Source organism: Thermovenabulum sp., from assembly GCF_049701175.1.
In the GTDB taxonomy this organism is placed as follows: Bacteria; Bacillota; Thermosediminibacteria; order Thermosediminibacterales; family Thermosediminibacteraceae; genus Thermovenabulum.
In genome coordinates, this window is record NZ_JBNATW010000040.1 from 1 (window position 1) to 17,279 (window position 17,279).

Here is a 17,279-nt window from a genome sequence, read left to right on the forward strand (position 1 = left end):
AAAGTGACATTTTCACTGAGAAATTTTAATATGACATTATCACAGAAATACAACAGAAAATTTAAAAAGTAATTGACATATTTTAAAAATGGTATTATAATTTCTTCTAACATTTTATACTTCAGCTTTATAATAAGTTAAAAGGATAAAAAAACATAGCCTATAAACTCTAAAATAGTATACCACAAAAAGGTGATGAGGGAAAGAGTAGCCGTCTGAGCTTTTAAGAGAGCCGGTGGGAGGTGTAAACCGGTAGGCTCATGCGGTGAAGTACATTCCCATAACCGCAGGCTGAAAAATAAAGTAGGCCGAGCCGTTTAACTTACGTTACAAGGAAAGAGTGGGTTTACCATGGCTTTTTACCATGGTAAATCAACCAGGGTGGTACCGCGAGGAAAAACTCGCCCCTTTACGGGGCGGTTTTTTTTTATCAAAAATTAAATAAGGAGGAAGTCTCAAAATGAAATTTGTCATCCTTTTTCTTTACATCCTATCTCAAATAGCAGTGGGGATAATAGGAATGAAAAGAACCAAAAACCTGAACGATTTTTTACTTGCGGGCAGGAATATGGGCCCCTGGATGTCCGCCTTTGCTTACGGGACAGCCTATTTTTCCGCAGTAATCTTTATTGGGTATGCAGGAAAAATAGGTTGGAACTTCGGACTTTCAGGCCTCTGGATCGCCGTGGGGAACAGCTTCTTGGGCGGTTACCTTGCTTGGAAGGTATTGGCAAAACCCACAAAGGAGATTACACAGAAATTAAACGTCCGCACCCTTCCCGAGCTTCTGGCAGCAAGGTACAATTCTCCCTTTTACAGGATATTTTCAGCGCTTATAATATTTATATTCCTCGTACCTTATTCAGCATCGGTATACATGGGATTAAGCTACCTTTTTGAAAGCGTATTTAACATTGACTATCAATTAGCCCTTATTATAATGGCAGGACTTACAGCTTTTTATCTAATCCTCGGCGGCTACTTTGCGGTAAGCCTTTCCGATTTTATTCAGGGAATTATCATGTTTGTGGGCAGTATAATAATGATTTTTTCAATTACTTCCCATCCCAATGTAGGCGGAATATTGACGGGAATCGAAAGGCTCTACAAAATAAATCCCAAACTGGTATCTCCCATAGGCCCACCGGGCTTTTGGCCTCTATTCTTCCTGGTGGTACTAACAAGCCTCGGGCCGTGGGGACTCCCCCAAATGGTGCACAAGTTTTATTCCATTAAAGATGAAAGGTCCATAAAACCCGCAACAGTAATAACAACGGTATTTTCCTTTGTAATAAGTTTTACTGCGTATTTTATCGGTTCCATGACGAGACTATTTTTCAATTCCATACCCTTGGAAGGCGGAAAACCCAATCCAGACCTGATGATACCTAAAATAATCCAGATGGCGATGCCCGAAGCCATTGCTGCGATCATCCTTGCTTTGGTAATTTCGGCATCAATGTCAACCCTCTCCTCATTGGTTTTAATATCAAGCTCTGCGGTAAGCGTAGATTTGATAGAAGGATTGGGGATCAAATTAAAAAGTAAAGCAAAAGTGTTTTTAATGCGTGTATTCTGCCTGATTTTCATAGGAATCTCACTGATAATAGCAATTTTCAAACCTTCAATTATCATTACTCTAATGGCTATTTCATGGGGGACGGTTGCTGGGACCTTCCTTTCCCCTTATCTTTTCGGGTTATTCTGCAAAGACACCACAAAACTTGGCGCATGGGCTGGTTCAATTGCCGGGCTTTCTATATCACTGGGGCTTTCCATAATTTACAAATCCGACTCGGCTAAAATCCCCATGTTTGGCAGTCTTGCAATGATAGTGCCCCTCGCTGTTGTTCCCATAGTCTCTAAAATAGAAAGATTGTTTTCCTCAAAGCCTTTGGCAATTCACCTGCCGGAAATAGAAGAAACTTTAAGCAATGAGTAATAAATTCTAAAAAGATCCCATGAACTGGCTTTTATAAAGTTCTGCGTAAAAACCGCCTTTATCCAAAAGTTCCCTATGCGTCCCCTTTTCTACTATTTTTCCTTTATTCACAACAAGAATAATATCCGCATCCTTAATTGTGGAGAGCCTGTGAGCTATGACAAAACTTGTTCTCCCTTTCATCAGTGTTTTCATAGCTTTTTGAATGTAAATTTCTGTAAGGGTGTCCACATTGCTCGTTGCCTCGTCGAGTATAAGAATTTCGGGATTCGCTAAAATAGCGCGGGCTATTGTTATAAGCTGTTTTTGCCCTTGGGAAATATTGGATGCTTCTTCATTTAAAACCGTATTATACCCTTCGGGCAAAGCCTTAATAAAATGGTGGGCATGAGCCGCCTTTGCTGCTTCTATTATCTCTTCCTCAGACGCGCCTTCCTTTCCGTAAGCAATGTTTTCTTTAATGGTACCGTTAAAAAGCCAGGTATCCTGAAGCACCATCCCGAAAATCCTTCTTAGATTTGCGCGGCTTATGTCCCTTATATCCACACCGTCTACGGTGATTTTTCCTCCCTGGATTTCATAAAAACGCATCAAGAGGTTGACAAGAGTGGTTTTTCCCGCTCCTGTCGGCCCAACTATAGCCACGGTTTGCCCCGCTTTTACTTCGATATTAAGGTTTTCTATTAAAGGCTCATCCTCTTTGTAGCTGAACTTAACATTCTCAAATTTCACATCTCCCCTTATATCCTTCAGAACAAATCGTGGATTGTCGGGGACCTCTTCCTCTTCCTCAAGAATTTCAAAAACCCTTTCGGCTGAGGCTATGGTGGACTGAATAATATTAACTATATTTGCGGTCTGTGTTATTGGCTGGTTGAACTGCCTCGAATACTGTAAAAATGCTTGCACATCCCCTATTTCTATAATTTTCTTTGTTACAAAAATACCCCCCATTACGCTAACAATTACATAGCCAATGTTGTTGATGAAGTTCATAATGGGCATTATAATGCCTGACATAAACTGGGCTTTCCAGGCAGCAGTATAAAGCTCTTCATTTATCTCGTTAAAGACTTTTATCAAATCTTTTTCGCGATTAAAGGATTTTACTATATTATGCCCTCCGTAAGTTTCTTCTACATGACCGTTTAATTCCCCTAAAACCTTTTGCTGTTTTGCAAATAATTTTTGGGATCGAGATGCTATTGACATGGTAAAAAATACACTCAAAGGCAATGTCACTACAGTGATAAGGGTCAACACCGGACTTATTGTAAGCATCATCACAACAACACCGATAATTGTAACAACGGCAGAAATAAGCTGAGTAATGCTTTGCTGCAAAGTAGTACTTATATTATCTATGTCATTTGTAACCCTGCTCAGTATTTCGCCATGGGTTCGCGAATCAAAGTATTTAAGCGGAAGTTTTGATAGCTTTTCCATAACATCCTTTCTCATGCTCAAAACCGTTTTTTGGGAAATACCTGCCATTATATACTGCTGAAAATAGTTAAACAAAGCACTTAAAAGGTAAAGGCCGGCTAAAATAAATAGAATTTTTGCAATATAATCAAAGTCAATCTTTGCACCGGGCACTCTCATCATTTTAGCAATTAAACCTTCAAAAATTTTTGTCGTGGCTTTTCCCATTATTTTAGGGCCTAATATACTAAATACCGTGCTAAGTACCGTTAATACAAAAACAATAAAAAATTGAAAAGCAAAAGGCCTTAAGTAGCTTATCAGCCTTTTTAAAGTACCTTTAAAATCCTTAGGTTTTTCCGCCGGTCTTGCCAAAGGTGGCCCTCCGGCAAATCCCCTCCCACCCTGCCTTCTCCCGAAAAATGCGTGTCCGCCCGGCCCGATGCTCATGCTAATTCCTCCTCCGAAAGCTGAGATAAAACTATTTCTTTATATACCTCACACGTATTTAAAAGTTCTTTATGTGTGCCAATTCCGGCTATTCTCCCTTCCTGTAGGACAACAATTTGGTCGGCGTCCATAATTGTCGCTACCCTCTGTGCCACTATGATTACAGTTGCATCCCTTGTCTCCTTTTTTAAAGCCGTCCTTACTTTTGCATCCGTTTTAAAATCGAGCGCGGAAAAACAATCGTCAAAAAGATATATTTTGGGCCTTTTAACTACAGCTCTTGCTATCGCAATCCTTTGCTTTTGTCCTCCCGAAAGGTTTGTACCGCCCTGGGAAATTTCAGAATTAAACCCATCCTTCATCTGCAAAATAAATTCCGTAGCTTGAGCGATATCCGCCGCATTTTTTACTTCATCATCAGTGGCATCTTTTTTCCCGAACCTTATATTATCGGAAATAGTACCGGAAAATAATACAGCTTTTTGCGGGACGTATCCTATCATGTCCCTCAATTTTTCTTGAGATAAAGATTTTACGTCTACTCCGTCAATCAATATACTTCCGCGATCTGCATCGTAAAATCTCATAATAAGGTTTAAGATTGTAGACTTTCCCGAACCGGTGCTCCCAATAATTGCAGTTACCTTACCGGGTTCTGCTCTAAAAGAAATGCCTTCCAATGCGGGCTCTTCAGCTCCGGGATACCTGAAGGTAACATCTTTGAATTCAATTTCGCCTTTTAAATTTTTTATTTCTTCCGGTTGCTCGGGCTCCTTTATCTCAGGTATTACTTCCAGCACTTCATTAATCCTCGATGCTGAAGCCGAAGCGCGGGGAAGCATAACAAAAACAACCGAAACCATAATAAGTGAAAACATTATCTGCATTACATACTGAATAAAAGCCATTAAATCCCCTACCTGCATTTTCCCTTGATCTATCCTGATCCCGCCAAACCAGATAATTGCTATTATGGTGAAATTTAAAAGGAGCATCATCATCGGCATAAGCCCCGCCATTATTCTATTTACTTTAATCGAGGTATTTGTCAAATCGATATTGGCCTTTTCGAATCTATTCTTTTCATACTCCATTTTGTTAAATGCCCGAATAACCCTTATCCCTGTAAGGTTTTCGCGAAGTATAAGGTTTACCTTATCAATTTTCTTTTGAATGGCATTAAAAAGCGGCATTGCTTTTTTATACAGAATAAAAACCAATAAGATAATTAGCGGTATGGAAATCAACAAAACTAATGAAAGTTCTGCATCCTTAGATATTGCCATTATTATACCGCCTATACACATTAAAGGCGCCCTTGCAACCATGCGCAGGGTAACCATTAAAACCATCTGAATCTGGTTTACATCATTCGTCGTACGGGTAATTAGAGAAGCGGTACCGAATTTATCGAATTCATGCAAAGAAAAATTTTCCACATGCGAAAAAACCTCTTTTCTCAAAATTTTTCCAAATCCCATCGCAGCCTGAGATGACAAATAGCTTGCAATAATAGCGGATAAAGCCCCTCCCATAGCCACAAGGAGCATTATTTCCCCTTTTTTCAAAATGTATCCCACATCACCCTTAACAATTCCAAAATCTACTATATCAGACATTAAATTAGGCAGATAAAGTTCTGAAAGAGATTGAAAAAATATTAAAACCAAAGATATAAAAATGTAACTTCTATAGGGTTTTAAAAATTTAAAAAGCTTAACCATAATCACACCTCTATTCATTCAATGCTTTTTCCAAGTTGTTCGCCATTTTAGACAACAGCTTTGCAAAAATCTCCTTTTCTTCTTCAGTAAAATCCTCAAAACACTCCCTTTCTATGGATGCAATTATTCCTCTAAGCTTTTCGCACGCCTCTCTTCCTCTTTCGGTAATATATACCCTTGAAACCCGCTGATCGTTTTCGTCCTGCTTTCTTATAATAAAACCGGCTTTTTCAATTCTGCTGAGCATCACCGTAACCGTCGCAGGTTTAATTTTCAATTTTTCTGCGAGCTCCCTTTGACTTTGCCCATCATTTTTATAAAGGGCAAAAAGGAGGGGGGGCTGCCCGGGATATACGTTTATCTTTTCTAAAATCGCATGCGTTCTCAAATAATGAAGCCGATTTACCTTTAAAAAAAGGCCGTAAAGAGAATTTTTCTCAAAAATTATTTCCATATGCCTTCCTCCAAAGAATTTAGATGTCTATCATTTAGACGTCTAATTATTATAATATTATAATACTATCGCCAAAAAAAGTAAACACCAAAGTAAACACCTTAATTAAATTTCATGATTGTTTTATTAAAAACTCTATATTTTATTAAAATTACAAATAGATAAAAAACAATAATAAAAAAAATTTTAAAACACGTTGACTTTTTCTATAATTGTAATTATAATAAAATTGTAATGAATCCATTTTAATTTGCTTTATATTTTAAAGGGGGATGGTAGGATTAAAAATGCAAATTTTGAATTTTTCAGCAATTATTTAGCCCAAAAAGGGTTAAAGCCTTCTTTTATCAGAGTAAAAATTTTAGAATACCTTGTAACAAAAAAAACTCATCCTACTGCCGATGAGATATACAACAATTTAATAACCGAAATTCCTACATTATCTAAAACCACAGTTTACAATACTCTAAATGCTTTTTTGAAATCAGATATTGCAAAAATGATAACAATAGAACAGGATGAAGCAAGATACGATGCGGATACAAGCGACCATGGACATTTTAAATGTGAAAATTGCGGCACCGTATACGATTTTAAATTCAAAATGTCGGATATAGTTTACACCGATTTAGAAGGCTTCGAAATAAAAAGTAGAGATTTATACTTTAAGGGTTTGTGCCCAAAGTGTAAAAATAAAAAATTTTAAAGGAGGTATATTTTTTAAATGGAAAATCAATTTAGAATCCCATTATTAGGGGAAAAATTCCCTTCTATGGAAGTAAAAACAACCCACGGAGTTAAAAAATTGCCGGAAGACTACGCAGGCCAATGGTTTGTACTCTTCAGCCATCCCGGAGATTTTACCCCCGTATGCACTACAGAGTTTGTTTCCTTCGCAAAAAATGCGGACAAGTTCAAGGAACTGAACACAGAACTAATCGGTCTTTCGGTCGATCAGGTTTATTCTCACATTAAATGGGTAGAATGGATAGAAGAAAAACTCGGCGTTAAAATTCCGTTCCCGATTATTGCCGATGAAGTCGGGAGAGTTGCCAATCAATTAGGAATGGTACATCCAAATAAAGGTACAAATACAGTAAGAGCCGTATTCATTGTAGACGACAAAGGTATTTTAAGACTTATAATGTATTACCCGCAAGAAGTCGGTAGAAATGTACAAGAAATTCTGAGGGCACTTAAAGGCCTCCAAACCGCAGACAAAAATAAAGTAGCACTCCCTGAAAATTGGCCTCAAAACCAATTAATAGGCGATAAAGTTATAATTCCACCCGCTGCAACAGAAAAAATGGCAAAAGAGCGCCTTGAAATGGCTAAAAGAGGAGAAATCGAATGCTTCGATTGGTGGTTCTGCTATAAAAGCCTGTAAGTAAATACTACATAATAAAAAATATCAGGGGTGGCTGTCAGCAATACACTAACAGCTACCCCTTTATTTTTATAAAACCCTTTCACACATATTCCCTGTCAATCATTATAACGGGATTATACCCGGGAAAAACTTCCTTTATTCTTTTTATAAGTTTTTGTTTTAAAATTTTTTCCTCTTCAAATTTAACATCGTGAGATATAACAATATCAAAAATAACGTTTTTCCTTTCCCCGCTGCCAACTATTCTCAAATCGTGAAAGGATAAAATCTCGGGAAACTCCTGAATGACCCTCTCAATCTCCATCCTTGTCTTATTAACTTCTTCATCGTTTACATTGATTGGGTCCATGTGTACAACGAGAAAAATCCCCAACTCTTCAGATAATTCCTTTTCAATAGCGTCTATTATTTCATGAGCCTGCATAACCGGCATTTCCTCAGAAACCTCGGCATGCAGCGTCACCACACACCTTCCCGGGCCGTAGTTATGCACCATCATATCGTGAATACCCAATATCCCTTCGTACGAAAGCACCCTGTTTTTTATATCTTCCGTCAATTCGGGGTCAGGCCGCGTTCCTATCAATACGTCTATGGATTCTTTAACCAGATTATACCCCGAATACATAATAAACAAAGAAACAGCAATACCTACATATCCATCAACGGGCAGGCTTGTAAATCTTGAAATAAAAAGGGATAAAGCCGCTGTAGAGGTTGATATTACATCCCCATAGCTGTCAAAAGCACTTGCATCCAATGCATCGGATTTTATCTTTTTTGCAAGCTTTGCATTAAAACTGCCAAGCCACAGTTTAACAGTTATCGTTATCAGCAAAGCCAAAAAAGAAAATAAACTAAATTCGACTTTGCCGGGGTTTAATACCCTGCTGAAAGAATCTTTCAAAAGTTCAAAACCAATAAGCATCACAGAAAGGGAAATCAAAAAGCTTGTAATATATTCTATCCTGCCGTATCCAAAAGGGTGTTCTTTGTCCGGCGGTTTCGAGGCCAATTTAAACCCTATTATCGTCACGATCGAAGAACCGATATCGCCTAAATTGTTGAAAGCATCGGCAGATATGGCTACGCTGCCCGTTATCCTTCCTATAAAAAACTTTACAGCGAATAAAACTAAGTTGACGGCAATGCCAACAAAACCGCTTAATAATCCATAATAATTTCTCATCTTTTTTTCATCGTCATTTTTCTTTAATTTTGCTTCTTCGGTGCTTAAAATCAAACTACAAACTCTCCTTTCTTGAATTTTAATTAAGAAATATAAACCATGCTATGTAAATTATAACATATTCATCCTTTTTCATCATAAAGCTTACAAATAAAAAAGCAGGCATATAATTTTCATGCCTGCCTTACTTAACTTAATTGAAACCCATCAAAATATTTAATCTGCTTTTAGCCCTATTTTCCAAAAGTTCATTTTTAACTATATATCGTTCATGTAAACCACGGCCAATTTCTCCCAATTCATCGTATAAAGTAAACTCAAAAAGTAACCTATTGCCATCAACTTCCTTCAATTTTGCCTCAACCGTAACAGTCATCCCTATAATCGCAGGTTCCTCGTGGATAATACTAATACTTTTCCCCACGGAAACCAAACCTTCCGGCAAAAGAGGGTCTATCATTTTTGTAGCAGCTTGTATCACAAGTTTTGCAGTAGTAGATGTATCCAATAACTTCTTTAAAGCTCCATTGCCGTAAAGCATCGCAGTATCTTCTTCAGTAACCTTCTTTTGCACCGTGCTTGTCGTGCCAACTTTAAATTCGGGGATTTTCATACCAAATTCCCCCTTTGAAAATTATTTTTCTATTTTTCTTAATTATAACATAATTTTTAAATATTTTCCATAAAAGTTCCTAAATCCTCAGCCAATTCCTTTACAATATCATCCATTATGTCAAAGCATCAACTCTCTTTCAAATCATGGTTTTTAATCGTTTTTCATTTTATAGACATATACGTGCCTCACGTCAGAGTCCTTAAAGGCTTTCAAATATTTATATAGAGAAACATTTTTACGATTTTTCGTATGCTGGGCCATATAAAGGTCATTTCTTTTTATATCCGGATTATAGCCCAAATTGTGAACCACCTGCGTATGATACGGGAAACCGTAATTTTTAGGGTCGCCATACTGTATCACATCTCCTTCCAGCAAATAAGAGTATAATTTATCGAAATTCTCAAGGGCCTCTCTCACCGTCATTTCTATGTATGAAAAAGCCCTATTTCTTCCTATGCCGTTTTCATTGCCCCAATGCCTTCTGAAATACATAGCAACCCTCCACGTTAAAGAAATCTTGGTTAAATCGCCTTCATTTTTAGTATAGCAAAACCAAGAATTAAAATCGTGCCAAGAATTACCTATTTGCCTCATCCCTCCCCTTTCTAACACCTGTGATATGAAATTTGCGCAATCCGCTCCAACAAAATACGGGTATTCAGCGGTATTGGGATTTTCAGCATACTTTTCGGCGTAATCCTTAGCATATGCCCTATTGTACCCGGCATTTACATCCAAAATTTCAGCCTCGTTAAAAGTAGCCAAATCGTATCCGAGATATTGAAAGGCTTTTTTTCGTATTTCTTTATCTTCTATAAAGGAAAGATAATTATCTACATACCATCTGACTTTCTCCTGGGAAAGAGGTAATTTCTTCGCATTTATAAGATAATCTATTTTTTTATCGTAACTTTGAAAATGCTTTCTATTTATTTTCCCCTTAATAGCAGCTTCAACCTCTGCTGTTTTATATAAAACTATTCCTCTTAAAATTATCGCTTTTTGTTCCGATATCTCATGTATTTTTTTTATTTCCCCATCACTTGGCATCATTCGGTAATTCACCTCCTTAACTATATTTACGACTTGCTTTGAAGAAAATTACATAAAAAGGCATAAAAAAAATCCCCCTACAGTATGAGGGAAATTTTTCTCCTCTATCTTCCTTCAGGCCATGCCAAATTCAGGTAATGGCATAAAAATCATTCCCTTCTATCGCCTGTCGCAATCTTTCTTTAAATCCATCACCCTTTTTTGTTATCAATTCTTGAATCCTGTAAAAATAACCGCTTACAAAACCCGCAGCTTTCTCATTAAATTTATCTTTCAGGTACTTTACGTATTTTCCGATAAATTCACTGCTAAAAAGTTCCGAGATATCGTTTAAAATCATATTGCTGTCGTCTATTTTCCGCGGTATGTTTTTAACAAAATTCACTATACTACTAGCATAAATCTTGCTTAACGCCTCAAGATGATAAGAAGTAAAAGGAAACACAAAAAATAAAATAATATTAGCCAACTTTATAATGTTTTCTTCAGGTTTTTTAAATATGCTAAATATTTTATTGTTACCATCTTTTACAATTTTTTTAAGCCACCATATTTGCATCCCTTTAATAAAATACTCTCTAATTCTTTCATCGGATAACAAATTAAAGGTTATATTCTCTACTTCTTTAAAATCCAGTTTTTTCTCCTCTTCCTTAAGTTTTTCTTCAGCCATAATGCAGAACTCAACTAATCCAGGATAAATTGCAAAAAGAGGAAAATCGAGTTTTTCAGGAGAATCTAAAAGTTCTTTCACCACCTCTTCTAAATTTAACCTCAATGTTTCACCGAAAAATCTATAAGCATTAGGATATTCTTCAATTACTTTATTCGCTTCCTTTAAAAAATTATCGTAATCAAATTCTTTATAATTTTCAGCTCCCCTCAGCATTTCCTTCAATTTTTTATTTATCTCGTGGATTTCTTCTACAGATGCATTATAAACAGCTTCCATAAAATGTTCTACCATTAACTCATCAACGGCATAACTTACAGCTAAAACTATAATTTTTAGTTCCTCTTCAGAATATTCATCATTTCTCAGCGATTTAGCAATTTCAAGAAGAAGAAACTCAATAAAATCTCTGCCAAAAATATACTCCTGTACAGCTTCCTTAAATTCAAGGTCTTTCATTTTTTCTTCTACAAGCATATCCGCAGGAATTCTCGCATTCTTTAACCCCTGCTTATATATTAAAATCTTTTTAAAGCTTTCTTTAAAATTATCTAAAATATTAACATCATTTTCGTCATCTTCCCACGCTTTTTTTATAATACTAACAAAATTCTCGGTTTCAAAATTTTTTCCTCCCAGGTTCAGCCCTAACATTACAGATAAAACATTAACTACAGAAACTCCCTCTGCTGTAAGCCCTTCCCCCATTACTTTTAAAATACCCCGCTTTTTATCCTCAATGCTATCCATACAACATTTTTTATACTTCTTACCGCTTCCACATGGACATTTATCATTTCTATCCAAATCGAAGATCTTCATCATTTTATAATTACCTCTCTTTTTATCCGTTTAAAGTTAATTTTTATTTGTTTTTTTAATTATATCATAAAGCAATCGTCATAAAATAATCTTTTTGTAAATCGGATTATATTGAAATTAATCCCTTATCTGTTTCAGTCCCTTACAGGTAAACTTATTTGTTCTTCAACATTTCCTGTTTCCGGAGGAATATTTGTCCACTTTTTTACAACTCTTCCGGAAGTTTTACAAATTCTTCAACATTGAACATTTCCATTGCTTGCTTTTTTTTGTTGTTCATCCATATAATGGGAAATAATAACAAACATTTTTCTTTTGTGCAGAATAAAAATCCTGCAATATATTTCACCTTCTTATTTTTGTTTATTTAACCATCTTACTTCTTTCATCCAATATTTCAAAACACCCAAATCCCTGTGAATTTTTACTTCCTAAACCAGCCTCATATGCTGTTTTTAAAAGCAGAGGTTCACCACATATTTTATAAAGCCGACAGCTAAACAGATAAATCTGCTTCGAAACTATACTTTATTTTTTATGACAATTTTCTGGTAAGACATCAAAAAAATCATAGGTTTTTAAAGCATTCCATAATCTAACATCAAAGCATATTGTGGTAATCTTTTGTTTCAACATGTGACTTAATGTTATAGCTGAAGATAAATGTATCGCATAAAAACCCCTTATAGAATGGGTTTGAGTAAGTTCTCCAGCAAGCTCAATTAATTCATCAGTTATTTCCAACTTAAAATAACTATTCCAGTCCTGTTTTAAAACCGCAATAATCTCATAATATACCTGGTTCTTAATAATGTTTTCTCTAAAAGCTCGAGTAAAAGCCGCTCTCGCCTCAGCATATGCAACTTTTGAAGTAGCTACCAACGAAGAATCATTAACAGCTTTTTGCACTAAATGTGTTCCTTCTTCAGCTATATAAAGCTTGACTAAAGCACTGGTGTCTAAATATACAATCATCGCCTGTCCTCCGAGACAATATCAGAAATACTCTTGCCTTCTTCCAATGAATGAAGAATTAATGCTCCTTTAGGCTTTCCTCCATCCCATACAGCAAGCTTTTTACCTAATATTTCTATAATCTCAGAAGGAAATTTAGTCTCTACGGGCACCAACTTTGCAACAGGCTTGCCTCTATCTGTGATCTCTATTACTTTGCCATTTTTCACCTTCCCTATATAATGACTTAAAAAGTTCTTTATATTTCTAATCCCCACACGTTCCATTTTAATGCCTCCCATTATAACTATATTATAGCATATTATGTGTCTACTTAGTTTCCATTGAAAAACAATCCTCTCGAACCCGCAAAAAACCAGCATCTTCATCCCAAAAAAGAGGATATTTACGGTAAAATATAGCAGGAAGGAGAGGAATGGAGAATGCTGATAATTAAAAACGAAGACTTTGAACAATTAAGCGTATTTGACCAAATGCTTCCAAAATCATGTCTGGAACTTAAAGGTGAACTGGCTGTTGTCGATAAAATACTAAATGACGAAAGCTTACTTGCACCGTTTATAGAAAAGTTTAATTCCAAATGCGGAAAACACAGCATTCCTGTTGACACATACATTCGAATGATGTATCTCAAATTCAGATACAACCTTGGATACGAAACCTTATGCAAAGAAGTATCAGACAGCATTTCATGGAAAGTATTCTGCCATATACCAGTTTGTGCCGAAGTGCCTGACTATACCACTCTGGCGAAACTTACCAAGAGATTTGGCGAAGATACTTTGGAGAAATTAAACACCCTAATCCTTCAAAAAGCTTTAGAGAAAAAGCTAATAAAAGCTAGGAAAATAAGGATAGATACAACAGTCGTAAAATCCAACATTCACCATCCTACCGATGCAAGCCTCCTTTCAGACGGATTTAAAGTATTGACAAGACTGGTTAAAAAGGTAAAAGATGCAGGCATGGCAGTTAAAAGTGAATTTCAGGATAGACCAATGAAGTATTAAAAGGCACCACTTCCATTCCCGACAGGATAGTAAGCATTTTCGACCAGGGAGCAAGGCCTATAAAAAGAGGCAAGTCAAAAGCAGAAGTAGAATTTGGCAGAAAAGTAGCACTTGCAGAATCAGAAGAAGGTTTGATAATTTCAAGCCAAGTTGAAGAAGGTAATACTTGCGATAAAACCCTGGCCGTGCCAATGGTGAAGAAGAGTATAGAGGTTTTAAATAAAGCTCCCGAAGAAGTTGCCGCAGATAGAGGTTTTTACTCCAGCGAAAATGAAAGAGAGATACAGGGCCTTAATGTAGAACATGTCGCTATACCCAAGCCAGGCAAGAAGAGCGAGAAGAGATTAAAGCACGAACGTGAGCATTGGTTTGAAAGACTAATACGATGGAGAGCTGGCGGTGAAGCCACTATTGGACTATTAAAAAGGAAATACGGATTTGATGTATGTCTGTTTCATGGTGAAAATACAGGCATATGGGTTAATCTGTCCATTTTTAGCTACAATGTCACCGAGTTAGCAAAACTAATGGTTCAAGCCTGCTAAAAAATGGCAGTGTATGGGAGAATAAATGGATAATGATTAAACAGTCGAAGGCCATTGAAAAGGGATAAGGTCTAAAATTTGCATTTTTCAATGGTAACTAATTAATTCACAGAATATCTTTATTTTTCTTGATTAATTCAAACGAGACTATACTCGTATTTCAATAGGTGAAATAGCCTTTAACAGAGATTTTTTGTAATATTCATTAGGGCTTAGATAATTGATACCAGAATGAATTCTTGTTTCGTTGTAAAATTTGATAATAAAGACACGGCTTTGTAAGCCTCTGCATTTGTTGGGTTCCATAGATATACCACCGGCGTGTCCAACGCCACTACTGCTGGACTGGGCTTACCAATCCCCCGCAGATACTTTCTAAGTATGTTGTATGCCCCAACACTATCTGCATTATATGCTCTACCACTTACTATAAATAATCCTCTAAATTTTCTATAATCCTTTGAAGCATAATTAGCATTTACATCCTCGCTATAAGGACTACAGCTGCTAGTATAGCTTTCATCAATTAAAATCACTTCTATTCCTTGTTCTTCGGCTTTATATCTTATTTGCTCTACGATCTTACTAAACGCCCAACTATGGAATTTTTGATTATTTACAGTTCCTAAATTCTTTCCATTTTTTATTCCTTTTAAATCACCAATTATTATCTTACTTACATCATTTTCCTTTGCCAAATCTATTATTTTTTTAGTTGCTGCATGAATTGCATGAAATATTTGCTTTGATCTTTTTTGATATAACTTTATTATCCTTTTAGTTGGTTTTAAATGCTTTATTCCTTTTACTGTCTGTCCTTTATAAGCAATACTTTGATAGTATGCTATCTTTTTGCCAAAATACCTGTTGATTGATAAAATCTGTCTCCCTGATATCAAATAATTCTTCCCTTTTGAAACATAAATTGCTGCCAAATTATTTATTCCGAGGTCTATCCCCATATATATACCATTATCTTCTTTTATAATCGCATCGGGCAGGTCAGAGATAATATTAACCTTATATTTTTTATCTAAGGGTATTATCTCTATGATTTTTACCCTGCCATTTATTTCCTTAGGTAAATCAATATATAAAAATTTAGGCTGAATTGAATACTTTTGTTTAAAATATTCCTTCATCTGCTTAGAAATTGTTAGCCTTATCTTATTCCCTAAGATTTTAAATGAGTTATTTAAAAACCTTATATTAAAATTTTCATGCTTAAACCTCGGCGGTTTTGGATTTTCTACCCTTTTTGTCTTTAATAATTTAAAATAAGATTTCCATGCTTCATGCAACTGCTTCAAAACTTCTTGTGCTGATTGAGCTGGCAGCATTTTATACCAATAATTGTCTTTTAATCTTTTCTTCTGCTCATACCAATTAGGATAAGGGACATCTGACTCGTCAGTCCATGTTTTCCTTTTATATATTATTTTTTATATCTACTAAAATATGGATTTATATTATGTTATAGTCTATACCTTATAAAAAATATTAGTATAAGGTCCCCTGTTTAAATTAATTCCTACCGGTCAAATTCCCTACCAATGGTTAATTTTCCTACCACTAAGAAAAATTTTTCATTTCAGGATATAATTTTAGCCCTTCAAAAATATCCCCGTTTTTTGTTAAAGATGTGGTAAAATTTTTTACCGCCACTTTCTTAAATTAAAGAAAATCAAGGCCTCCGCTAAATGGCACAGTATTTGCTATGAAATAATATAGTAGTATAAAACTTTATACATTAAACATTGCTGGGAGGTATTTTTTAGATGAAATTTAATACAAAAGCAATCCATTTTGGTGTGCATCACGATAAAGAGACAGGTGCTCACGTAACACCTATTTTTCAAACTTCAACCTTTGTGTTTGAAAACGTTGACCAGGGGGCGAGGCGTTTTGCAGGTGAGGAGCAAGGATATATTTACACCCGCCTTGGGAACCCAACCATAACGGAGCTTGAAAATAAAATTGCAGCATTAGAAGGTGCAGAAGCAGGCCTTGCAGCAACATCGGGTATGGCTGCTATTTCAACCACTCTTTTAACCTTACTAAAAAGCGGCGACCACATCGTTGCAGGTGATACCTTATACGGCTGCACCCACAGCCTTATCACCCACCTTCTTCCCCGCTACGGCATAGAATTTACTCTCGTAGATACTTCGGTGCCTGAAAACATCGAAAAAGCAATGAAGGAAAATACAAAGGTGGTATACATTGAAACCCCTGCAAATCCCACATTAAAACTTGTGGATATCAAAAAAGCAGCAGAAATAGCGCATAAATACGGTGCAAAATTGGTAGTTGACAACACTTTTATGTCTCCATATCTACAAAGGCCTATTGAGCTCGGAGCCGATTTTGTAGTGCACAGCGCAACTAAATACATCGGGGGGCACGGAGATGTCATAGCAGGCCTTATTGCAGGGCCAAAAGCTGTTATCGATGAAATGAGGATGCCCTTTTTGAAGGACTTCGGCGGTGTTATAAGTCCCTTTGACGCATGGCTTTTAATTAGAGGTTTAAAAACCCTCGGAATAAGGATGGAAAGACACTGCGAAAATGCCATGAAAGTAGCAGAGTTTTTAGAAAAACACCCTGCAGTAGAAAAAGTATACTATCCGGGTCTTCCTTCCCATCCGCAGCATGAACTTGCTAAAAAGCAGATGGATGGATTTGGAGGAATGATAAGCTTTGAGTTAAAGGGTGGACTTGAAGCAGGAAAAATATTGATGAATAGCGTAAAATTAATCACCCTTGCAGTAAGCCTCGGATGTGTGGATACCCTTATTCAGCATCCTGCATCAATGACCCATTCGGTGGTACCCAGAGAAGAAAGGCTAAAGGCTGGTATAACCGATGGCTTAGTTAGACTTTCCGTAGGCATTGAAGATGTAGAAGATATAATCGCCGATTTAGAGCAAGCCTTAAATAAAGTAATGGAAATGAGTAAATTGCGATGATTAGAGAAACAGATGAAATACCGATTTTAGGGCATCCGA

17 protein-coding genes and 1 other annotated feature are annotated in these 17,279 nt (G+C 36.2%); of the genes, 6 read left to right on the top strand and 11 right to left on the bottom strand.

Translation table 11 applies throughout. The annotated features are described in order from the left end of the window. Nucleotides 1-186: 186 nt before the first annotated feature. Nucleotides 187-412 (top strand) — a binding site (T-box leader). A gap of 48 nt (nt 413-460) precedes the next feature. Beyond that, nucleotides 461-1,942, top strand: a complete 1,482-nt coding sequence (locus ACPLVF_RS11025) for a sodium:solute symporter family transporter (protein ID WP_424907881.1) — start codon at nt 461-463, stop codon at nt 1,940-1,942. Between the two features lie 6 nt (nt 1,943-1,948). Here ACPLVF_RS11025 and ACPLVF_RS11030 read toward each other — a convergent pair whose 3' ends face one another. The 3 genes from ACPLVF_RS11030 to ACPLVF_RS11040 are packed head-to-tail and all read right to left on the bottom strand — an operon-like array spanning nt 1,949 to nt 5,995. Next, a complete protein-coding gene (locus ACPLVF_RS11030; RefSeq protein ID WP_424907882.1) occupies nt 1,949-3,817 on the bottom strand; it encodes an ABC transporter ATP-binding protein in 1,869 nt (622 codons plus the stop codon). Next, nucleotides 3,814-5,541 carry an ABC transporter ATP-binding protein gene (locus ACPLVF_RS11035; protein WP_424907883.1) on the bottom strand — a complete coding sequence of 576 codons (1,728 nt, stop codon included), beginning with the start codon at nt 5,539-5,541 and terminating at the stop codon, nt 3,814-3,816. The genes ACPLVF_RS11030 and ACPLVF_RS11035 overlap by 4 nt, the downstream gene beginning before the upstream one ends. 10 nt (nt 5,542-5,551) lie before the next feature. Next, nucleotides 5,552-5,995, bottom strand: a complete 444-nt coding sequence (locus ACPLVF_RS11040) for a MarR family winged helix-turn-helix transcriptional regulator (protein ID WP_424907884.1) — start codon at nt 5,993-5,995, stop codon at nt 5,552-5,554. Between the two features lie 259 nt (nt 5,996-6,254). Between ACPLVF_RS11040 and ACPLVF_RS11045 the strand changes: the two genes are divergently transcribed. Both ACPLVF_RS11045 and ACPLVF_RS11050 read left to right on the top strand, forming a co-directional pair. Continuing rightward, on the top strand, nt 6,255-6,701 hold the full coding sequence (locus tag ACPLVF_RS11045) for a Fur family transcriptional regulator (protein WP_424907894.1): 447 nt from the start codon (nt 6,255-6,257) through the stop codon (nt 6,699-6,701). A gap of 18 nt (nt 6,702-6,719) precedes the next feature. Then, a complete protein-coding gene (locus ACPLVF_RS11050; protein WP_424907885.1) occupies nt 6,720-7,382 on the top strand; it encodes a peroxiredoxin in 663 nt (220 codons plus the stop codon). Between the two features lie 82 nt (nt 7,383-7,464). On the opposite strand, the gene ACPLVF_RS11055 is transcribed toward ACPLVF_RS11050, so the two are convergent. The 7 genes from ACPLVF_RS11055 to ACPLVF_RS11085 form a co-directional block, all read right to left on the bottom strand. Next, complete coding sequence (locus ACPLVF_RS11055) at nt 7,465-8,628, bottom strand: cation diffusion facilitator family transporter (RefSeq protein ID WP_424907886.1); 1,164 nt, start codon at nt 8,626-8,628, stop codon at nt 7,465-7,467. Between the two features lie 139 nt (nt 8,629-8,767). Further along, nucleotides 8,768-9,187: a thioesterase family protein gene (locus tag ACPLVF_RS11060; protein ID WP_424907887.1), complete on the bottom strand. Its 420-nt coding sequence runs from the start codon at nt 9,185-9,187 to the stop codon at nt 8,768-8,770. A gap of 153 nt (nt 9,188-9,340) precedes the next feature. After that, the gene (locus ACPLVF_RS11065) at nt 9,341-10,246 is read right to left on the bottom strand and encodes an amidase domain-containing protein (protein WP_424907888.1); all 906 of its coding nucleotides are present in this window, start codon (nt 10,244-10,246) and stop codon (nt 9,341-9,343) included. Between the two features lie 130 nt (nt 10,247-10,376). Beyond that, nucleotides 10,377-11,744 carry an SEC-C domain-containing protein gene (locus tag ACPLVF_RS11070; RefSeq protein WP_424907889.1) on the bottom strand — a complete coding sequence of 456 codons (1,368 nt, stop codon included), beginning with the start codon at nt 11,742-11,744 and terminating at the stop codon, nt 10,377-10,379. A 360-nt stretch (nt 11,745-12,104) separates the two neighbouring features. Further along, complete coding sequence (locus ACPLVF_RS11075) at nt 12,105-12,266, bottom strand: CRISPR-associated endoribonuclease Cas6 (protein ID WP_424907895.1); 162 nt, start codon at nt 12,264-12,266, stop codon at nt 12,105-12,107. 3 nt (nt 12,267-12,269) lie between these two features. Then, nucleotides 12,270-12,716, bottom strand: a complete 447-nt coding sequence (locus tag ACPLVF_RS11080; RefSeq protein ID WP_424907890.1) for a type II toxin-antitoxin system VapC family toxin — start codon at nt 12,714-12,716, stop codon at nt 12,270-12,272. Beyond that, the gene (locus ACPLVF_RS11085; RefSeq protein ID WP_424907891.1) at nt 12,713-12,982 is read right to left on the bottom strand and encodes a type II toxin-antitoxin system Phd/YefM family antitoxin; all 270 of its coding nucleotides are present in this window, start codon (nt 12,980-12,982) and stop codon (nt 12,713-12,715) included. Before ACPLVF_RS11085 ends, ACPLVF_RS11080 begins: the two co-directional genes overlap by 4 nt. A 156-nt stretch (nt 12,983-13,138) precedes the next feature. On the opposite strand from ACPLVF_RS11085, the gene ACPLVF_RS11090 reads away from it, so the two are divergent. Beyond that, nucleotides 13,139-13,726: a transposase gene (locus tag ACPLVF_RS11090; protein ID WP_424907892.1), complete on the top strand. Its 588-nt coding sequence runs from the start codon at nt 13,139-13,141 to the stop codon at nt 13,724-13,726. A 59-nt stretch (nt 13,727-13,785) separates the two neighbouring features. Continuing rightward, a complete protein-coding gene (locus ACPLVF_RS11095; protein ID WP_424907896.1) occupies nt 13,786-14,271 on the top strand; it encodes a transposase in 486 nt (161 codons plus the stop codon). Between the two features lie 212 nt (nt 14,272-14,483). On the opposite strand, the gene ACPLVF_RS11100 is transcribed toward ACPLVF_RS11095, so the two are convergent. Further along, complete coding sequence (locus tag ACPLVF_RS11100) at nt 14,484-15,710, bottom strand: RNA-guided endonuclease InsQ/TnpB family protein (protein WP_424907897.1); 1,227 nt, start codon at nt 15,708-15,710, stop codon at nt 14,484-14,486. 339 nt (nt 15,711-16,049) lie between these two features. On the opposite strand from ACPLVF_RS11100, the gene megL reads away from it, so the two are divergent. Next, nucleotides 16,050-17,240, top strand: coding sequence for a methionine gamma-lyase (gene megL / locus ACPLVF_RS11105; RefSeq protein WP_424907893.1), 1,191 nt, complete (start codon nt 16,050-16,052; stop codon nt 17,238-17,240). The last annotated feature ends 39 nt before the right edge of the window (nt 17,241-17,279 follow it).